This window comes from Vibrio sp. TMPB1044 (assembly GCF_030442075.1).
Lineage (GTDB): Bacteria > Pseudomonadota > Gammaproteobacteria > Enterobacterales > Vibrionaceae > Vibrio > Vibrio satsumensis.
This window is the reverse complement of sequence record NZ_JAUJED010000005.1, coordinates 164,114-183,217: the sequence shown is the minus strand read 5'-3', so window position 1 is coordinate 183,217 and position 19,104 is coordinate 164,114. Positions and strand designations below refer to the sequence as shown.

Below are 19,104 nucleotides of genomic sequence, written 5' to 3'. Positions count from 1 at the left end.
AGTTTTTGTTCGATCGTCCGGTCTATTATTAGCATACTCAGCTCTATTCTAAATTTTTAGGAGGGGTGATATGACACAATTTATAGAACAAACTCTCAACCTTGCCCCCTTTAGCTGGGCAGGCCTTGCAGTATGCATGCTGTGTGGTTCGTTAATCGGCATCGAAAGGCAAACACGCGGCAAACCGGTCGGAATCAGGACATCGATTCTGATCATCAGCGGTACCTATTTCTTCCTCACCATGGCGATTAGCCTTTCCCCTAACACGCTCGATCAAGCTCGTGTGCTTGGTCAGATCATTACTGGGGTTGGTTTCCTTGGCGCTGGAGTAATGATGACACTGGATGGAAAGATTCATGGTGTCACTTCAGCCGCGATTATCTGGGTACTCGCTGCATTAGGTATGATGATCGCACTTGGTCACCTTTCCCAATCGGTCATTATCACGCTAATGGCGCTAGTAATTCTGCTTGGTGTCGATAAGGTGGAAAACAGCTTCCAAAGCCTGCGTCGTGGTGTTCATCAGAAGTGGATGCGAAAAGGTCGCGTGAAAAAGTAATCCTAATCTTAGGTGCAATTTCTTAGAGACAATTGCTTAGAGACAATTGCTTAGACACAATTCCTTAGAGACAAAAAAAGAAGCCTAGTCAAACGACTAGGCTTTGAGTTTGTACGAAAGCGCTTAATACACCTGAATACACACCTGATTCTTACCCGCTGCCTTTGCCTTATAGAGCTGCTCATCAGACGAACGAATACTCTGGTTTTTCCATAAGTGCCCAACACTGTCGAACTTATACAGGGAGTAGAGCGTCGCGCCACCAGATACTGAGACACTAATCTTGTCACCCGTAGGGCATCGATAACTCTGTAGGCTAATGTCGTTTTGAATTCGCTCAAAGATCGACGAAAGCAACTCTGATGATTCCCCCGTAATCGCAACAACAAACTCTTCACCACCAAATCGAGCCACGATATCTTGCTGTCTAACGCTGTTCAGCATCAACTGAGCAACATGGCAAATCACCTCGTCCCCCACTTTATGGCCATATTGATCATTAACGACTTTGAAATCATCGATATCAAACACGCCAACACCAATAATAGGCTCTTCATCCTGAGCCAGTAATCGAGCTTCAAAACCACGTCGATTCAGCAAGCCAGTTAATGGGTCGCGCATTGCTAGGTCATTTAAACGCTGGTGTTCTTGTCTTGTATAGAAGCGCCATAACCATAAAACTGAGAGCAGATACAAAATCAAGAGTATCGAAAGTTGAATCTTCTCCATCTCCAATACATGCAGAAAGTGCTCGCTCTTATCTTCTTCAATACTCAGATACAACTGAGTGTTAATGTCACCAACATACAGAGGCTTGGAATAGGTAAAATCCATAAAACCGTATTTGTTTGCGCCTCGCGTACTCGTCACTTGATAGCCATGGGTAGGGTTCGATACGAGATTAGAGACATACCCATCCACACCCAACACCCCTTTGAATTCGCCATTAACGTAGATCCCTTTGGTTAAGGTCACCACTTTCTGACCTGTCAGGTAGTCATCGTACTGGCCGGTATACACCACCTGGTCTTGACCTTGAGCTAAGCCAAAACGAATCGTGTTCACCCAATAAGGCCTGCTATTCACAACCGAATCAAAGGTGTCGCCCTTGATGTAACTGGCAAAGTCAGAAGGCGAAGATATGATGAACTTCTCTTTTGAAATGAAGTAAATCGCAGAGATGGTATCAATGGTATTGGCAAAATAAGCCATGGTCGGTGCGATGAACAAGCGCTTACCCGCTTCGGCATAAAGGTCCGATTTCGGGTTGCACATCTCGCGAGGGCCAGAGAACATAAAATCAAAACGAGGGGCATGTTGCTCCTCACTGGTAAAGTAGCACGTCTCACCTTCGATCTTTTTGTCATGCGAGAATACGTAGGTATCCCCATGCAGTGGATAAAGAGCCGTGATGTTGTACTCAAGCGCATTTATGATCTGTGTGAGCTCCACTAAAGAGCGTGTCACGCCTTGGTTTTCCATTCCATACTGTTTATCTGATTCTTCCGCTGAATCAACGAGCAACAAGCTCAAAACTACTAAAAAACTGGCGGTCAGGCCTAAGAAAGCCTTTTTAAAATCGACGGTATGGTGGTTAATCAAAGCATATAAATCATCATCGGGGGTTTATCGAACATTGTACTTATAAATCAAAACATCGCAACAACAAATATAAAACAACATGCTTATTGGGTAATTTGAAGAAGTTTATCGAGGAAGTGGCATTGAATGTAATAACGCCTAAACAAGGGTTTAGGCGTTGAGAAACTTAGCCTTAAAAGCTAATTCGTAACTAAAAGCTAATGCGCTAACTAAAAGTCGCCAATAGTAGAACTAAAGGCTAAACAGCAGCGTTATTTAGCAAAGTTTACAATCGGGAAGCACGGGAAGAAACCGTTATCAGCACAGTTGATCAGGCCAATCTGCACGCCTTCGATTTTGTTGGTTTTGTTGAAAATACCAACCTGAACCGTAGACACTTCTGAAAGGTTCGCTGCACCCACATCAACCATAGTGTTACCTTCTGAGTAGTTGACGAAACTCACGTTCGCGCCTTTTACATCATTGGTAATGTTCACTGCACCAAGGTTAACACCGGTTGTTTTACCCGTGTTCCAGTTGAAGAAACCTAGAGATGCGCCGGTCATTTCTTGGTTCACTTTTGATGCACCGAAGATACCCAAGTTCACACCTGTTGTTGTTTGCGTCTCAGACATACCAACAACCGCAAGATCGACACCTTTAAGGTCGTTTACTTGTCCGTGAAGCAGAGCTAAACGTACACCGCCAACCGCATCTGAATCCGGTGCGTTGAAGCCGTTGATCGTTGAAAACATAACTGGCGATGAAGCAAATGCCGCTGGTGCCATTACCGCTGCCGACACAGCTAATACTGAAAGTAGTTTTTTCATTGGGGGAGTCTCCACTGACTTATTGTTGACTTGATTAATCCATTTTCAATCAAGCATTTATTATCCTTTATTCAACAGCTATCCATGTTAGATCAATGTCATAACTGTACTGTTGAATATAAGCCGCTAAATCATAAAGAGCAATGGTTAAGAGCAGATGCGGGATTCGAGTGAACGAGATGCGAAAGGCAAAGAGCGGATAAGGGAAGAAAAAATGAGAGATACGAGATGCGGGTAAACGAGTTTCGAAGAGCTAAAAAAAACGGAGACCGAAGTCTCCGCTTTAAAGCTTATATCTTTCAAAGCCTATGTATGGCTTTCTCTGTTACGAGAAAGGGGGATGATTACATCATACCGCCCATGCCACCCATACCGCCCATGCCACCCATATCAGGCATTGCTGGGCCAGAATCTTGAGGTTTGTCTGTGATCATCGCTTCTGTTGTGATCATAAGACCAGCAACTGATGCTGCGAACTGAAGTGCGCTGCGAGTTACCTTAGTTGGATCTAGGATACCCATTGCAATCATGTCGCCGTATTCGCCAGTAGCCGCGTTGTAACCGTAGTTACCTTCGCCAGCACGAACGTTGTTAGCAACCACTGATTCTTCATCACCTGCGTTCTTAGTGATTTGACGGATTGGCGCTTCCATTGCACGTAGTGCAACACGGATACCTACGTTTTGCTCTTCGTTGTCGCCTTCAAGGCCAGCAACTTTAGATGCAGCGCGGATAAGTGCAACACCACCACCAGCAACCACACCTTCTTCAACTGCAGCGCGAGTTGCGTGAAGTGCATCTTCAACACGGTCTTTCTTCTCTTTCATCTCAACTTCAGTCGCTGCGCCAACTTTGATTACTGCAACACCGCCAGCTAGTTTCGCTACGCGCTCTTGAAGTTTCTCTTTGTCGTAGTCTGAAGTAGCATCTTCGATTTGTTGACGGATTTGAGAAACACGACCTTGGATCATCATTTCTTCACCCGCACCATCGATGATGGTTGAGTTTTCTTTAGTAATAGTAATGCGCTTAGCTTGACCTAGATCTTCTAGCGTTACTTTCTCAAGGTCTAGACCGATCTCTTCAGAGATAACCGTACCGCCCGTTAGGATAGCGATATCTTGAAGCATTGCTTTACGACGGTCACCGAAACCAGGGGCTTTAACAGCCGCCACTTTCACGATGCCGCGCATGTTGTTCACAACTAGAGTCGCTAGCGCTTCGCCTTCTACATCTTCAGCGATGATTAGAAGTGGACGAGATGCTTTAGCAACCGCTTCTAGAGTCGGAAGAAGTTCACGGATGTTTGATACTTTCTTGTCGATAAGAAGGATGAATGGGCTTTCTAGATCAACAGAACCGGCTTCTTGGTTGTTGATGAAGTAAGGAGATAGGTAACCGCGGTCAAACTGCATACCTTCTACTACGTCTAGCTCGTCTTGTAGAGCCTGACCTTCTTCAACTGTGATAACGCCATCACGGCCTACTTTTTCCATCGCTTCAGCAATGATGTTACCGACTGTCGCGTCAGAGTTTGCAGAGATAGTACCTACTTGCGCGATAGCTTTAGTATCTGCACATGGAACAGAAAGGCCTTTTAGCTCTTCAACTGCTGCGATAACCGCTTTGTCGATACCACGCTTAAGATCCATTGGGTTCATACCAGCAGCAACGGCTTTTAAGCCTTCAGTGATGATTGCTTGAGCAAGAACTGTTGCTGTCGTTGTACCGTCGCCCGCAGCGTCATTCGCTTGCGAGGCCACTTCTTTAACCATTTGTGCGCCCATGTTTTGGAACTTGTCTTCAAGTTCGATTTCACGTGCAACAGAAACACCATCTTTAGTGATCGTTGGTGCGCCAAATGATTTATCTAGAACAACGTTACGGCCTTTAGGACCTAACGTTACTTTTACCGCGTCAGCCAGAACGTTTACACCTTCTAGCATTTTAATACGTGCGTCGTTACCAAATTTAACGTCTTTAGCAGCCATCTTTATTTCCTTTAAATTCTTTATTCAGTCAGTTCAGGTTTATGGGTCGGATTACTCAACGATCGCCATGATGTCGTTTTCAGACATGATCAGAACTTCTTTTCCGTCGATTTTTTCAGACTTAGTGCCGTAGCCTTCAGCGAAGATAACAGTGTCGCCAACTTTAACGTCCAATGGTTGTACTGAACCGTTTTCTAGAATGCGGCCTTTGCCAACAGCTAGAATTACACCGCGAGTTGATTTTTCAGCGGCAGAACCAGTTAGAACGATGCCACCAGCAGATTTAGATTCAACTTCTTGGCGCTCAACGATAACTCGGTCGTGTAGAGGACGGATATTCATCGGTCAGATCTCCTGATAATTTCCATTTAATTTGATAGTTGCCACGATTGGCATGGGGTTAAAGAGTATGTTGGGGCGAAGTGAAAGATCCCAAGGGGTTAAAGGGAAAAATTGTGATCGAAAGAGCAGATAAGAGCAAGTAAGAGCAGATGCGAGTAAACGGGATGCGAGATACGAAAAGCAAAAACGTCCCTGCGAATAATCCTGTGTAACGGTCAGGCGATTAAGCAAAAGAAGGCTGCTTTTCTTTTGTCCGCTTTTAGCTCTTCGATACTCGTTTACTCGCATCTGCTCTTTCACATCCCGCATCTGCTTTTCTTCCCTTCCCGCCCGCATCTGTTTATCCTACGCTTTTAGATTCTATCGGCGTTTTGCATGCAAGATAAGCACGGGCTATTAACCGCTCCTATTGAGAGTACATTGCGTACCATGACCATACCGACCATATTCGGTATGGTGGCGATCTTGATGTTTAACCTCGTCGATACCTTCTTTATCTCATTACTGGGCACACAAGCCCTTGCAGCGGTGAGTTTTACTTTCCCTGTCACCTTCGCCATCAACTGCATTACCATGGGCATAGGCATTGGCTTATCGACGTGTATTGGAAGATTGCTGGGCCAAGGTTGCGCGCAAAATGCCGCTCGTTTTACTTGCCACGGTTTACTGCTTGCTGTGCTGCTTGTTGGTTTTGCATCAACACTGGGGCTTATAACGCTAGAGCCTATGTTTACTCTGTTAGGTGCTGAACCTGAGTTACTGCCACTAATATCTGAATACATGACAGTCTGGTATTTAGCCATTCCACTGCTTGTTATTCCAATGGCAGGTAATAGTGCAATACGAGCCAGTGGTGATACTAAAACACCCGCCAAGATTATGATGTTGGCCGGCCTGATTAACGGCATTCTCGATCCCCTATTAATCTTTGGTTACGGCCCCTTCCCTGAATTAGGGATTCAGGGAGCCGCGATTGCTAGTGGCTTCAGTTGGTTTGGTGCATTGTGTGGCTCACTGTATGTATTAACCATACGAGAAAAGCTACTTGCTCCGCCTAAGCTAAAAAACCTCATCGATGACTGGAAACAGATCTTAACCATTGGCACACCCGCAGCCCTTTCCAATGCCCTCAATCCACTTGCTGGCGCCATTATCATGATGATGTTAGCCAAACAAGGAACCGAAGCCGTGGCGGCTTACGGAGCTGCCCAGCGTATTGAATCGATTCTTATCATTGTGTTGATGTCTCTGACCTCTGCCCTTACGCCTTTCATGGCGCAGAACTTTGGCGCAAACAACCCACAACGCAGCTTTAAGGCACTGTTTCTCAGTATGCGCTTTGCTGTGATGTTCCAAGGTTTGATTTTCTTAATGATGGTGCCACTAAGCATTCCTTTGGCCGCCCTGTTCTCTCAAGAAGAATCCGTGCGAGGCATTTTGTGGCATTACTTGTTAGTCGTCCCGTTTAGCTACGGATTTCAAGGCATTGTGATGATGCTGATCAGCGCGATGAATGCGATGCATCAACCACTCAAAGCCTTTCAATGGAGCTTCATGCGCCTGTTTGTCTTTACTTTGCCCTTTGCGTGGATAGGCAGCCAAATCAATGGTGTCGAAGGGTTGTTTATTGGCTTAGCCTTAGGGAACATCATGGGTGGAATTTCAGGATATTGCTTTGCGCTTCGTGTGAGGAGGAAAGCAGATGAGAGATGCGAGTAAGCTCTTAAGCTCTTCGCATCTCGTTTACTCGCATCCCGTATCTATACTCAAATTCCAGATACAAAAAAACGGCCACACTCGCGTGCAGCCGTTCTAGTATTCGATGAAAGTTAAAAGCTATTTAACGATCACGTCACCTGACATCTCAGCCGGAATTGCGATACCAGACAGAGAAAGCATCGTTGGTGCAAGGTCAGACAGCTTACCGCCTTCTTTGAACTCAACGTCTTTGTTGCCAACGTAGATAAGTGGAACTGGTAGGTTAGTATGCGCCGTGTGGATGCCGCCCGTTTCTGGGTTTACCATCATTTCCGCGTTACCGTGGTCAGCGGTGATAAGCAGTTGGCCATCGGCTTCTTTGATTGCTTCAACCACTTTACCAAGACATTCGTCTAGCGACTCTACCGCTTTAACCGCTGCATCGTAAACGCCAGTGTGGCCAACCATGTCACAGTTAGGGAAGTTACAAACGATAGCGTCGTATTTGCCGCCTTTGATTGCTGCAACAAGCTTTTCAGTTAGCTCTGGTGCACTCATTTCTGGCTGTAGGTCGTAAGTCGCGACTTTTGGAGAAGCAACAAGCTGACGCTCTTCGCCTTCAAACTCGTCTTCTTTACCGCCGTTGAAGAAAAACGTCACGTGCGCGTATTTCTCTGTTTCAGAGATACGTAGCTGCGTTTTGCCTTCTTTCGATAGCCATTCACCGTAAGTGTTCTCTAGAGAAGCCGGTGGGAATGCACATAGAAGTGGGATGTCTGCTGCGTATTGAGTCAGCATCACGAAATCGATCGCTGGGAATACGTTACGAGCAAAGCCGTCGAAATCAGGAACGAATGCACGTGTGATTTCACGAGCACGGTCAGCACGGTAGTTCATGAAGATAACCGCATCGCCATCTACGATAGCAGCAGACTCTTCACCTTCCGCTTTGATTTCAGTCGCTTTAACGAACTCATCGTTTTCGTCACGAGCGTAAGCCGCTTCTAGGCCAGCAACAGCTGTATCGAATGTGAATTCTGCTTTTGCTTGAGTAAGAAGGTCGTAAGATTCTTGAACGCGATCCCAGTTGTTATCACGGTCCATTGCGTAGTAACGACCAATAAGAGAAGCCACACGGCCTTTGCCTAGCTTAGCGAATAGCGCTTGGAAACGAGCTAGTGTGTTTTCTGCGCTACGTGGCGGCGTATCACGGCCGTCTAGGAATGCGTGTAGGTAGATTTTCTCTGCGCCACGCTCAGCTGCCATTTCAACCGCTGCGTAGATGTGATCTTCATGAGAGTGAACGCCACCTGGAGACATAAGACCCATGATGTGAACCGCTTTCTCAGCTTTCACCGCTTTATCGATAGCGTTAACTAGCGTTTCAGTTTGGCCGAACTCGCCGTCTGAAATTGACTTAGTGATACGAGTAAGATCTTGGTATACCACGCGACCCGCACCGATGTTGGTGTGACCCACTTCAGAGTTACCCATTTGGCCATCAGGTAGGCCTACATCTAAGCCAGAAGCCGAGATTAGCGTGTTAGGTTGGTTAGCAATAAGACCGTCTAATACTGGTGTTTTAGCGTTCGCGATAGCGTTGTCTTGGTTGTCTTCACGGTAACCGTAACCGTCAAGGATCACTAGAGCCATTGGCTTCTTAGCTGACATAGGACTGACCTCGTTCAATTCAAAATAAATCGGTATAAAAACAAATTAGCGTAATTTTACTACAGTTTACAGTCAAAACTGTAGCGGAAGATCAAGAAAGGGCGCAGGTAGGATGATCGAATGTGAAAAAAAGCGTCATTTTAGGAGGGCGTAAAGTAGGGATATGAAAGTTTATATCCCTACATCTACATAGGAAAGCTGGAACAACAATAACCTCACGGCTCTTCAGTTTAGAAGATTAATTTCAGTGTCATGATCTTCATCATCGTCCTGTGACTTTAGATCATGCACCACCGGTTGCTCTATCACTGTGGTTTTGTTGGTAACATATTGAAAGCTAAAATCATCCCACAATATTTGATCCAAACTTTCTTCAATTTCTTGATTAGATGAAATATCTATTATCATGATTACTGCCTCATTTCGCTATTAAAGCTCACAGTAATTATGGACAATAAACAGAACACCTTCGAAAGAATTGTGTAAAAAACATGCTAACGGAAGGTCATAATTCACATCACCGAACCCAATATCGGTCTAGGTTCTAGGTTCTAGGTTCTAGGTTCTAGGTTCTAGGTTCTAGGTTCTAGGTTCTAGAATGAGCGTCTCTTTGTACTGAGCAGCATTCCAAACCAAATCCCCCACCCCATCTGTCGGCTTAAACCCGGTTGGTGCATCGAGAAGAAGCTGGCGAATCGCATCATGTTGTAGGTTGTGACAAGCGAAATCCAAAGATTCAAGTAGCGTGTCATATTCATTAATCGGTAAGAACACTTCTTGTGCCGTCATGATTCGCTCATGAGCGGTTGGGGATACGTTATCGCCAATCAACAACTCTTCATACAACTTCTCACCAGGGCGCAGGCCAGAGAATTGGATCTCAATATCACCATGAGGGTTCTCTTCATTCTTAACAGACAGCCCTGAAAGGTTAATCAAGTTTGCTGCCAAGTCTGTGATTTTGACCGATTCACCCATATCAAGAACGAAAACATCGCCGCCTTTACCCATAGCGCCCGCCTGAATAACCAATTGCGCCGCTTCAGGGATAGTCATAAAGAAACGGGTAATATCACGGTGGGTAACAGTGAGTGGGCCGCCGGCTTTAATCTGCCTTTTAAACAGAGGAATAACCGAGCCAGACGAGCCAAGTACATTACCAAAGCGAACCATACAAAAACGTGTGCCGTGCTCTTTTTGGTTCTCTTGTTCTGCCAAAGCTTGTAGGCCTAATTCCGCCATACGCTTGGTGGTGCCCATTACGTTAGTTGGGCGTACCGCTTTGTCTGTCGAGATAAGCACGAAAGACTCAACACCCGCTTCAATCGCTGCTTTGGCGGTATAGTAAGTTCCGTAAACATTATTACGCACACCTTCTACCACGTTGTATTCGACAAGAGGAACGTGTTTATAAGCCGCGGCATGATAAACCGTCTGCACACCAAAAGACTGCATTGAGGTTAACAAGCGATGTGTTCGCTGTACCGAGCCTAGTAGTGGAACGATCTCCACGTCATAACCTTTGGTTTCTTTGACGAGCGAAAGCTCACGATCAATTTGGTACAAGCCAAACTCAGAGACTTCAAACAACACTAATGTTTTAGGTTGTTGTTTGAGAATTTGGCGACAAAGTTCAGAACCAATAGAACCGCCAGCACCGGTCACCATCACCACTTTGCCTTTGATGTTGGCTTCCATCAGTGCTTGTTGAGGCGCAACCGCATCACGGCCGAGCAAATCTTCGATAGGTACATCAGTAAGCTCATCAATTTTTGCTTTCCCTGACACAATATCGGCCATTTCAGGAACGGTTTGAATCTCAACAGGCAGCTGCGCCAATAACTCCAACACTTGCTTACGACGAGCACGAGAGGCACTTGGGATCGCGAGTAAGATCTTAGAAACGTCGTGCTTCTCAATTAGCCCTTCCGCTTTATCCAAATCAATAACAGGCAAACCCAAAATAACGGTATTGGTGAGCGTTTTATCTTCATCAATAAACGCGCGTACTCGATAGTTTTCAGACGCTCTTAGCGCGACAGCCAGTTGTCGGCCGCCAGACCCCGCACCGTAAATCAGCACTTCTTGACGAATATCTTTTGACGTCGTCGCGACAAGATTGCGAACCACCAAACGAGAGCCGCCACATAACAAAGCTAAATAAGCACCGTAAATAATAGGCACCGTACGAGGGACTGGTTCTTGCAGGTAATACGCAAACAGAGCCAAAGAAATTGCCGACAATATTGCGCCTGCCGTTACCACAAACAGCGCTTGAAAGGTGAGGTACCTAAGTACTGCGCGATAAAGCCCAATTTTAGTAAATATAAGCACCGTCATTATTACTGTTAAGCCTGTCAGTAATAAATTATCGCCATCATTCAAAAATTGGAAATCGCCTAGCCTTGTCCACAACGCAATGTGCAGAGAGAATATAATGAGTAAAGCATCAATAGAAACACTGATAACCCGCTTTTTAAAACGAGAAAGATGCCATATGAAGTTTAGACGTTGCATAAAGTTATTCTTATTTATGAGTATTTAATAAACCACAAAGACTGCATGAGTGGGATGTGTTGAACATTATTTAAATTCGCAAAGAGAACTTGCAAAAGATAACCCGAATATTTAATTCGCGCTTTAATCTGTTATTGATATAAATACCCCAACAGTTCGAGCGCTTTCAGCTATTGGGGTGTTTGTGACTTGCTAAGACAGTATCTTATACGAACAATAATCTCATGCCTGAAACTCTCAAACCATTAAGCCATTAAGCCATTAAGCCATTAAGCCATTAAGCCAATGATTAGAAGAGCAAGGGTTGAAAAGAGAAGGATTCGTTCTCAAGGTGGAATTATTTAACGGCATCACCAGAGCCACTGCCAGTCGCTGTCATCAAGATATATTTGAAGTAATCTTTCAAGGTCAGCGTATCTATCATCTGTTTATCCATTTTAGCCAATAACTCCGGTGTAGACATATCAATGTTCTGAACTTGAGCTAAGCCAGTTACACCAGGTAAAACATCATACACACCGTGCTCTTCTCGCTCTCTAATCAACTCTTCTTGGTTAAATAGATTAGGGCGTGGGCCGACTAAACTCATATCACCTTTCACAACATTGATTAATTGCGGAAGTTCATCGATTTTGGTTTTACGTAAAAAACCACCCAACTTTGTGATGGAAGCATCACTAGCTAAATGACTTGCCACCGATCTTGTTTCAACTGACATAGTACGAAACTTAATTAGCTTGAAGGGCTTTTTATTACGACCTACACGTTCTTGAATAAAAATTGGCGAACCCGTATCAAAAAGACCAATAAAAATAACAACTAAAAGTATCGGCCATAAGAGCAACAGACCGAGAAATGCCGCTAAAAAATCTAAAATACGTATCATTATTTTCTCTCTTTACTATGTCCTTTTAACAGTGCCATTGACTCTTCCATCGTATATGGAGGCGTCCAACCTAACACTGTTTTCAAGTCCGATGAATCTACCTGTAAATTACCAACCAACTGTTCAACCATCGCAGACTTGCCAAGTAACTTCCCAGCAAATCGCATTATGCTTACTGGGATAGGGAGCTGATATATTTTCTTTCTTAGCCCTTTCGCTATCGCATTTGTAAATTCTTTCGTGGAAACTGTTTCACTTTCTGAAGCGAGAAAAGTATGGCCTGCTGCGTCTGGGTGTGTAGCGCAGGCGGACAAAAGATGTGCTAGATTTTGGACAGAAATAAAATCTCGTTGATTACAAACCAAACCAAAAGGCAATAGTGGAAATTTGTCAATTAACCGAGTTAACGCCCCAAAATTGCCTGGTGCACCTACACCATACACTAATGGAGGACGAATAATGACAACCTCCATATTAGTTGATACAGACAATTTAACTAATGCCTTTTCCGCCTCGAACTTTGATTTTGTATAATTATTTTGGGGATTTGTTATATTATCTTCTTTAAATTTACCATCGAAAGATGAATTACCCAAAACTCCAATAGAACTAATAAATACAAATCGTTTAACTCCGGCGTCAGCAGCTTGTTTAGCTAAATTTAATGTCCCCAAAAAATTAACTTTTTCGTAATCTAATACCGATTGAGCATTACCATGAGCCACAGATGCCAAATGTATCAAAACAGAGGTTTGTGATAAGGCTTCATGCCAGTCTGTATCAGAGGAAATGTCACCAATTGTATAACTAGACTTATCTGAACAAGGTTTCCTAACAAAAGATCTATATGAGATATTCTGTTCTTTAATTAACTTGATAAAAGACTTTCCAACAAAGCCACTTCCGCCCGTAATACCTAGCACAATAACACCTATTTTTTCAGGTTGCTGAAAGCAGGATCTTCAATTATCTCCCTGCGAACATGTTCCATTCTATTTTTAATTTCCTCGCGAAAAAAATCGTTCTTATCGATTAAAGTAAATACCCTTTTCTCTAGAACATCTAAGTTTTCGTGATTAACATCATCAATATTCATCATGAAATCATCCATAGAAAATTGCTTCATGATGTTAGCTTTATAACCGGAATATGAGATAGCGAAAGATGGAACAGAAGAACAAAGTGCAAATATGACAGAATGGAAACGAGTACCAATCAATATTTTTGCTTTAGAATATAACTGCATAAACTCTATTGCGTGCATATGTTCATATTCAAACTTAAAAATATCTTTTTGCTTTTCATCAAGTAATGACTCGAATTTCTTAGTTATTATTATATCATTTTCAAAACTATTTGGACCTTTTACGTGAGGTACAATCAATGGGGAAAGAGAGTATTTTTCATAAATATTTATGCATAAATTCTTCATTGATTCTAGATAGGCTTGTTCGCCATTCTCATCTTTAAAATCATGTTGCCTTAAAGTAACAACAAAGAAATTGTTATAATCAAATTTTCTACAATTTTTCAAGTCGATATCATTCATCAAAAATGCGTAATCACTTGTAGAATAAGTCTTATTTTTATCAACACCAATCAACTCTAATGCGCCAATAGACACAGACTCACGCACAGATAAACCTTCAGAATTATTTAATACAGATCTGACTAATGAGGTGTTAAACTTCGACAGAAGTGTATCTTGATAAAAAGGTCCGTAGGATTGAGCTAATAGTGAATATTTCACACCAAGATGCTTAGCTATAATTATTGGATACAAACATTTTATAAGATGAACCACACTATGAAGTCCTCTTCGATCATGTATAAAGTGCCCCCCTTTAGATACAACCACATCAGCCGAACGTATTTCCCTAATATAATCGTTCTTTGAGGAACGGCTAAAAGGTATCAGGGATAAATTTTTAAAAAAACTAACAACTTCTGCCATTTTATCAAAATAGCTATCATTATAAGTTTTTTTGAATGGAGAGGGTATAAGTTTTATAGATATACTCGGAAAAACTTCTATAATTTTGTCAATACTGTCACTATAAAACTCATTGACCTCATTGAGTTCTGATAAAACAGTTACGGAAAGTTTATCTCCATATTCCATATAAAAACGTTGAATTACACTCATTACTATAGCACTATCACCAGAATTAAGATCTGACCAACCATTAGTAATTACTAACTTACACATTATTTATCTCCAACAACAGTATTTACTATATCATTCATTTCATTGGAAATATAAGCCCAATCAAATTCTTTTATTTCTTCATTGCTATAGGAACCAACTTTGCTATTCAAGTTAATAACAAAACGTTCAAAGTTATCTTTTATACTGCTTTCACTATTGAGCGAAGTTTCTCCACGACCATAAAATTCAATCATGTCTGAAACTGCGTCATATTGATATGACACTGAAAATATAGGGGTCCGAGATGCTAAGTATTCATATATCTTACCTGGGACCTGAAGAGCACCTTTATTACCAAAAAAAAGCAAGCCATCAGAGTTACTTTGATAATTAACCACTTGATCGAATCTTATGTTTCCAATAAATTTAATATTTATACAATCAGGGAATGATGTAGACTTAACCATACTAAGAACATAATCTTCCATATGTCCGGCAATAATTATATTAACTTTAACCGGAATATTTTTTACTTTTGATATTGCATGAAAGAATTCTTCGGGATTACGAATGTCTTTATAAAAGATACCAGAATAGAATAAATTCAAAGCCTCTGATTTTTTATTTTCAGTATCTCGAGCGGCGCGAAACATCTCGTAGTCAACACCTTGTTTTACCACACTAACATCCGGTAATTTTTTGAATTTAGATTCAAAAGCTTGTTTGGTAGTATCCGTAGTAACCGTTATATGATCACTATATCTAATAATCTTTGTTTCAACGATACGATCTAACCAACGGCGAAAGTGAGGGACTGTTTCAGACGATGGATTAAATGACCATGGATCTCCATAATCCATGATCCATTTCACGCCAAACTTTCTTTTTAGTTTATAACCAAGTAGATGAGTTGAAAAAGGAAAGCCTACTGTTACTATAAGATCAACCCTATCTACACGATTTATGTCTAGAAACTTATTTTCCGCACTTTTATTCCAAAAAATCATTCTATCGGGGAATATACAAGAACGAAAAACCGATTTGTATACCTTCTTAATAAAACTTTTGACTAGAGATTTTTTTTCATAATCAACAGTATCTGAATTCTCATCAAATTTGACTTTTGATGGATACATTTTTCCATACAAAAAACCTGGTGACGTTCTATGAATAGTAAAGTCATCCTTTATATCATCAAGTTTTGACTCGTTATATATTGGATCATTTATACTTGGTTCGATAGTTATCAAATTAACATTATATTCGTTCGTTAAATGAGAACAAAATTTATTCCATGCTATACCTCTTCCGGCACCAAGAGGTGGGAAGTTATACATGAAAACAACTATATTCTTTTTCATTTTAAACACTCTTCATACTCGTATACTATACTATCAATCATCGTGTTAAGTGCAAATTTTTGTGAAATTCTAATTGACTCTCTAGACATACTCTCGATATTTTCCTTCTTAATTTTAGAAAATGCTCGGTAAAAACCATCTCTATCACCTGGTTTGACTAAAAATCCATTTTTCCCATTTTCCACAATTTCAGGAATGCCTCCAACCACAGTACTGACAACTGGAAGTCCACAGTTAATAGCTTCAACTAATGTATAAGGAAGTCCTTCATCCATAGAAGGTGCAATTAAGAGATCCGTCTTTAAGAACACATCTTTAATATTATCAGTATGGCCTTTAACATTAACATTAGTTAAATTTTTAGCCTTTATATAATCGTTTATATATGTATCTAAATGCCCAGAACCGTATATCTCAAATTTAATTTCATCCCTGTTTAATGACTCTCTATCAATCAGGTCCATTAGATGAGATACACCTTTCTGTTCAGTCAAGCGCCCTACGAATGTGACATTTTCAACTTTACGTTTAATATTTCTAGATGAATTGAAGTTACTAAAGTCAATTCCATTATAAATATATTTAACTTTATCTTTATTATAGCCTTGCTCAATTAGCTCACACCTAGAATATTTAGAAACAGCCAAAGTCAAATCATCTTGCCCTTTAAACAAGTGAAGTAATCGGTGTAACTGCAATTTTTTTTTATCGGGAGGTACCCAAAGTCCATGCGAGGTAGAAACTAATTTAATTTTTTGGTCTGTAAATTTTGTTAAAAGAAACTTAAGCATGCGAGCGAAAATCAATGCTCTAGCTGCATGAGCATGTATTATATCTGGCTTCTCATTTTTAATGATTATTAGTATTTTAAAAAAGTCAATAAAACCACGCCCCATGGGAGTAGTAATACTTATCTTATTTATTCCCTCGATGAGAGAGTTTCCTTCAGAATAAATTAATTTTGCATCTATACCTTTATTATCTATATTATTAACAATATCAACCACATGTTTTTCGGAACCGCCATATGGTGAGCCATTTAATATAAGATATAAAACTTTATATTCTTTCATAACCACTTCTTTTTGTTGAATAAACTAACCATAACATTACAAGTATGGGAACTTCCAATAAAACCATCATATTAACTGTAGAATTAATCAAGCCACCATATAAATAACTCATCGGTTTCAACATAAAGAAAGGATACCAAAATAAGAAAAAATCGTCTGTATTAAAGTAGTTATATGCATAGTTGAAGTAGGATATCAATCTTCCAAATAAAAATGACCCTATAACTATACCTATAATTCCAAAATTCAAAAGTAACTCACTTAGCATAGTAAAATCAGTTACGAGAAACCTTTCAGCTTGTGCCGGGTGGTATATCTGTGTCATCTGTGAATTAAAATTATATGGCTTATCTGGAAAAATACTTCTCGGAATTGGAGATGACAAAAAGTCTACAAATGATTGACCGAAATAATAATCAACTGGATTTTTTACGACACGGATAAAATTATCAAACTGTACGTACCTATCTAATATATTACCTAGTACATCAGAAATAACGATAGTATTACTATCTGATGTTACCCCATCTCGGTACATTCCATACCAACCAGAAAATATTATAAATATAAATATAAATGATATTATTCTAAGCCAATCTGAACGACCGGTTATTTTATATTTATAAAAAAACAACATTAATATTGGTACAATAATCATCCCTCTTCCTCCCAACGTAAATGTCACGAGAAAGTTAATAACCAATATAATAAAAGTAGAAAGTAGCAATAGCTTATTTTTTGTTTTAAAATAAATAATTGCATTTATAAACAAGGCAGTTTGTAAAGTTAATAGTACGAATGTTTGAACATATAGACCACCGGAGTTTTGCATATCAATTCGATTAGCTAGTACATTAGATATTAACTCTGCAGGGTTAAGTGTTCCCATCTTAATACCATAAATCGCAAAACCAAGAGTAACTAAAATCAATGATCTGATAATTAAAGTAGAGCGAACAACAACCCTACTTGATAGATTTCTATAACTAATCAATGTTAATTTCTTATTTTTAAGTAACAATGCTAGTGTGAAGAAAAATATAAAGATCAAATAGTACAATAATGGTAAAACAAGATCATCTTTTGGAAACTTATCAACTTCTAGTATGTACATACCTTTTATAGAAAAAGGTATTAACATGCCGACATAAGTTATGACTATAGGGCTAAATATATCACTTATCTTATTGTAACATATGAAAACACCCATTATTATCATAATTTGTGATATAAATATAAGCCAACCAGCTAAAGAATCTAAGTAGTTAACATTAAATATCAAGCAGACTAGAATTAGCATTGCTAATATTTTTGACCTATTCACTCTTGTTACCTATATACTCAGAATAAATATTACTCATCGCTTTTAATACTTCTTTATCAGAGTATTTCTCAACTGATGGTATTGTATTAAACTTAATTTTCCTATAAATAGATTTATCATTGTAAATTTTAAAAACTTTATCTGAAAATAATTCAGGGTCATAATCTTCAACAACAAAGCCATTAACACCATCATTTATAATATCACGATTCCCACGGCAATTTGTAACGATACAAGGTAAACCACTGGATAGCGATTCCATAATATTGACTGGTAACCCTTCTTGTAAAGCAGTAGAAACTGAAAGATCAGATAGTTTCATTAGGTCACTAATATCATTTCGATAACCTAAAAATTCTACCGTATGATTTAAATTCAATAATGAACATTTTTTACGCAAATTAGTTTCTTCATTCCCTTTACCTACTAATAGGAGCTTTAAGTTATCAATTCGAGTTGTTAACTTTGATATCGACTCTAATAACAACTCTTGGTTCTTTCTTTTACTAAGTTCACCCACGTATATCAAAATAAATTCATTTTCACCTAAATTATTTATTTCACGTAGTTTTAATTTCTCATTTTCAGACGGAGCTTTGTATTTGTCCAAATTCACACCAACACCATCTACTAAATAGACATTTCCACAACCAAATTTATTACGAATAGCGGAATTGTAATCCTCATCATTAATTGTAATAAGAGTGTCTGTTTTATATGATAGTATTTTTTCCACTGGATAATAGAGCAACCAGTTGATTAATTTTGCACCTTTATAAAAATGAAATCCATGTGCCGTATATATTATTTTGGCCGTTTTCCCAGTAATAAAATTAGCTAATCTAACTAATATACTCGCTACCGGAGTGTGGGTATGAATAATGTCGTACTGATTTTCTTTCAATAATTTCTTCAGCGTCAAGAAAGCCTTAAAATTATTATAAGACCATGGACTCCTTTCAAAGGAAACATCATATTTAACATCAACATATGGAACATTTTCATTTCCATTTGAGGCCACAGATACTTGAAATTTTTTACTTTTGAACCACCGAAGATATGGTATATGAAAATGTCTAATATGCTGATCAACCGTTGCTACAAATAATACTTTTTTCATAT

At 40.0% G+C, this 19,104-nt stretch carries 17 protein-coding genes; 2 read left to right on the top strand and 15 right to left on the bottom strand.

What is annotated here, in order from left to right:
* The first annotated feature begins 70 nt into the window (after window positions 1-70).
* Entirely contained in the window at window positions 71-559 is a 489-nt protein-coding gene (locus QQ041_RS02835; RefSeq protein ID WP_048607785.1) for an MgtC/SapB family protein, read from the top strand.
* Window positions 560-682: 123 nt separating this feature from the next.
* Here the strand turns inward: QQ041_RS02835 and QQ041_RS02830 are convergent, their stop codons facing one another.
* The 5 genes from QQ041_RS02830 to QQ041_RS02810 form a co-directional block, all read right to left on the bottom strand.
* Entirely contained in the window at window positions 683-2,161 is a 1,479-nt protein-coding gene (locus tag QQ041_RS02830) for a sensor domain-containing diguanylate cyclase (RefSeq protein ID WP_081230125.1), read from the bottom strand.
* A gap of 251 nt (window positions 2,162-2,412) precedes the next feature.
* Window positions 2,413-2,970, bottom strand: coding sequence for a hypothetical protein (locus tag QQ041_RS02825; protein WP_009847923.1), 558 nt, complete (start codon window positions 2,968-2,970; stop codon window positions 2,413-2,415).
* A 344-nt stretch (window positions 2,971-3,314) separates the two neighbouring features.
* Window positions 3,315-4,961, bottom strand: a complete 1,647-nt coding sequence (gene groL, locus QQ041_RS02820) for a chaperonin GroEL (RefSeq protein WP_081230126.1) — start codon at window positions 4,959-4,961, stop codon at window positions 3,315-3,317.
* 51 nt (window positions 4,962-5,012) lie between these two features.
* The gene (locus QQ041_RS02815; RefSeq protein ID WP_004741353.1) at window positions 5,013-5,303 is read right to left on the bottom strand and encodes a co-chaperone GroES; all 291 of its coding nucleotides are present in this window, start codon (window positions 5,301-5,303) and stop codon (window positions 5,013-5,015) included.
* A 3-nt stretch (window positions 5,304-5,306) separates the two neighbouring features.
* Window positions 5,307-5,639: a hypothetical protein gene (locus tag QQ041_RS02810; RefSeq protein ID WP_285953065.1), complete on the bottom strand. Its 333-nt coding sequence runs from the start codon at window positions 5,637-5,639 to the stop codon at window positions 5,307-5,309.
* 39 nt (window positions 5,640-5,678) lie between these two features.
* Between QQ041_RS02810 and QQ041_RS02805 the strand changes: the two genes are divergently transcribed.
* Entirely contained in the window at window positions 5,679-7,022 is a 1,344-nt protein-coding gene (locus tag QQ041_RS02805) for an MATE family efflux transporter (RefSeq protein ID WP_285953064.1), read from the top strand.
* 117 nt (window positions 7,023-7,139) lie between these two features.
* Here the strand turns inward: QQ041_RS02805 and gpmM are convergent, their stop codons facing one another.
* The 10 genes from gpmM to QQ041_RS02755 all read right to left on the bottom strand — a co-directional run bounded on the left by gpmM (window position 7,140) and on the right by QQ041_RS02755 (window position 19,102).
* Entirely contained in the window at window positions 7,140-8,672 is a 1,533-nt protein-coding gene (gene gpmM / locus QQ041_RS02800; RefSeq protein ID WP_081230130.1) for a 2,3-bisphosphoglycerate-independent phosphoglycerate mutase, read from the bottom strand.
* A gap of 225 nt (window positions 8,673-8,897) precedes the next feature.
* Window positions 8,898-9,080 carry a hypothetical protein gene (locus tag QQ041_RS02795; protein ID WP_239918972.1) on the bottom strand — a complete coding sequence of 61 codons (183 nt, stop codon included), beginning with the start codon at window positions 9,078-9,080 and terminating at the stop codon, window positions 8,898-8,900.
* A 171-nt stretch (window positions 9,081-9,251) separates the two neighbouring features.
* Entirely contained in the window at window positions 9,252-11,189 is a 1,938-nt protein-coding gene (locus QQ041_RS02790; RefSeq protein WP_285953063.1) for a nucleoside-diphosphate sugar epimerase/dehydratase, read from the bottom strand.
* Window positions 11,190-11,526: 337 nt separating this feature from the next.
* Window positions 11,527-12,075 carry a sugar transferase gene (locus QQ041_RS02785; RefSeq protein WP_285953062.1) on the bottom strand — a complete coding sequence of 183 codons (549 nt, stop codon included), beginning with the start codon at window positions 12,073-12,075 and terminating at the stop codon, window positions 11,527-11,529.
* Entirely contained in the window at window positions 12,075-13,001 is a 927-nt protein-coding gene (locus QQ041_RS02780; protein ID WP_285953074.1) for an NAD-dependent epimerase/dehydratase family protein, read from the bottom strand. The genes QQ041_RS02785 and QQ041_RS02780 overlap by 1 nt, the downstream gene beginning before the upstream one ends.
* Window positions 13,002-13,006: 5 nt before the next feature.
* Window positions 13,007-14,284, bottom strand: coding sequence for a polysaccharide pyruvyl transferase family protein (locus tag QQ041_RS02775; RefSeq protein WP_285953061.1), 1,278 nt, complete (start codon window positions 14,282-14,284; stop codon window positions 13,007-13,009).
* Window positions 14,284-15,585, bottom strand: a complete 1,302-nt coding sequence (locus tag QQ041_RS02770) for a hypothetical protein (RefSeq protein WP_285953060.1) — start codon at window positions 15,583-15,585, stop codon at window positions 14,284-14,286. The genes QQ041_RS02775 and QQ041_RS02770 overlap by 1 nt, the downstream gene beginning before the upstream one ends.
* Entirely contained in the window at window positions 15,582-16,658 is a 1,077-nt protein-coding gene (locus QQ041_RS02765; RefSeq protein ID WP_285953059.1) for a glycosyltransferase family 4 protein, read from the bottom strand. Before QQ041_RS02765 ends, QQ041_RS02770 begins: the two co-directional genes overlap by 4 nt.
* Entirely contained in the window at window positions 16,645-17,982 is a 1,338-nt protein-coding gene (locus tag QQ041_RS02760; protein WP_285953058.1) for an O-antigen polymerase, read from the bottom strand. The genes QQ041_RS02765 and QQ041_RS02760 overlap by 14 nt, the downstream gene beginning before the upstream one ends.
* Window positions 17,975-19,102, bottom strand: coding sequence for a glycosyltransferase family 4 protein (locus QQ041_RS02755; RefSeq protein ID WP_285953057.1), 1,128 nt, complete (start codon window positions 19,100-19,102; stop codon window positions 17,975-17,977). Before QQ041_RS02755 ends, QQ041_RS02760 begins: the two co-directional genes overlap by 8 nt.
* Between the last annotated feature and the right edge of the window lie 2 nt (window positions 19,103-19,104).

What these genes read in the sequence shown, in the direction of transcription:
- QQ041_RS02805 (WP_285953064.1), top strand. Translation starts at nt 5,679, where the DNA reads ATGCAAGATAAGCACGGGCTATTAACCGCTCCTATTGAGAGTACATTG.
- gpmM (WP_081230130.1), bottom strand. Translation starts at nt 8,672, where the DNA reads ATGTCAGCTAAGAAGCCAATGGCTCTAGTGATCCTTGACGGTTACGGT.
- QQ041_RS02765 (WP_285953059.1), bottom strand. Translation starts at nt 16,658, where the DNA reads ATGAAAGAATATAAAGTTTTATATCTTATATTAAATGGCTCACCATAT.
- QQ041_RS02825 (WP_009847923.1), bottom strand. Translation starts at nt 2,970, where the DNA reads ATGAAAAAACTACTTTCAGTATTAGCTGTGTCGGCAGCGGTAATGGCA.
- QQ041_RS02790 (WP_285953063.1), bottom strand. Translation starts at nt 11,189, where the DNA reads ATGCAACGTCTAAACTTCATATGGCATCTTTCTCGTTTTAAAAAGCGG.
- QQ041_RS02770 (WP_285953060.1), bottom strand. Translation starts at nt 15,585, where the DNA reads ATGAAAAAGAATATAGTTGTTTTCATGTATAACTTCCCACCTCTTGGT.
- groL (WP_081230126.1), bottom strand. Translation starts at nt 4,961, where the DNA reads ATGGCTGCTAAAGACGTTAAATTTGGTAACGACGCACGTATTAAAATG.
- QQ041_RS02795 (WP_239918972.1), bottom strand. Translation starts at nt 9,080, where the DNA reads ATGATAATAGATATTTCATCTAATCAAGAAATTGAAGAAAGTTTGGAT.
- QQ041_RS02810 (WP_285953065.1), bottom strand. Translation starts at nt 5,639, where the DNA reads ATGCGGGCGGGAAGGGAAGAAAAGCAGATGCGGGATGTGAAAGAGCAG.
- QQ041_RS02775 (WP_285953061.1), bottom strand. Translation starts at nt 14,284, where the DNA reads ATGTGTAAGTTAGTAATTACTAATGGTTGGTCAGATCTTAATTCTGGT.
- QQ041_RS02755 (WP_285953057.1), bottom strand. Translation starts at nt 19,102, where the DNA reads ATGAAAAAAGTATTATTTGTAGCAACGGTTGATCAGCATATTAGACAT.
- QQ041_RS02815 (WP_004741353.1), bottom strand. Translation starts at nt 5,303, where the DNA reads ATGAATATCCGTCCTCTACACGACCGAGTTATCGTTGAGCGCCAAGAA.
- QQ041_RS02835 (WP_048607785.1), top strand. Translation starts at nt 71, where the DNA reads ATGACACAATTTATAGAACAAACTCTCAACCTTGCCCCCTTTAGCTGG.
- QQ041_RS02785 (WP_285953062.1), bottom strand. Translation starts at nt 12,075, where the DNA reads ATGATACGTATTTTAGATTTTTTAGCGGCATTTCTCGGTCTGTTGCTC.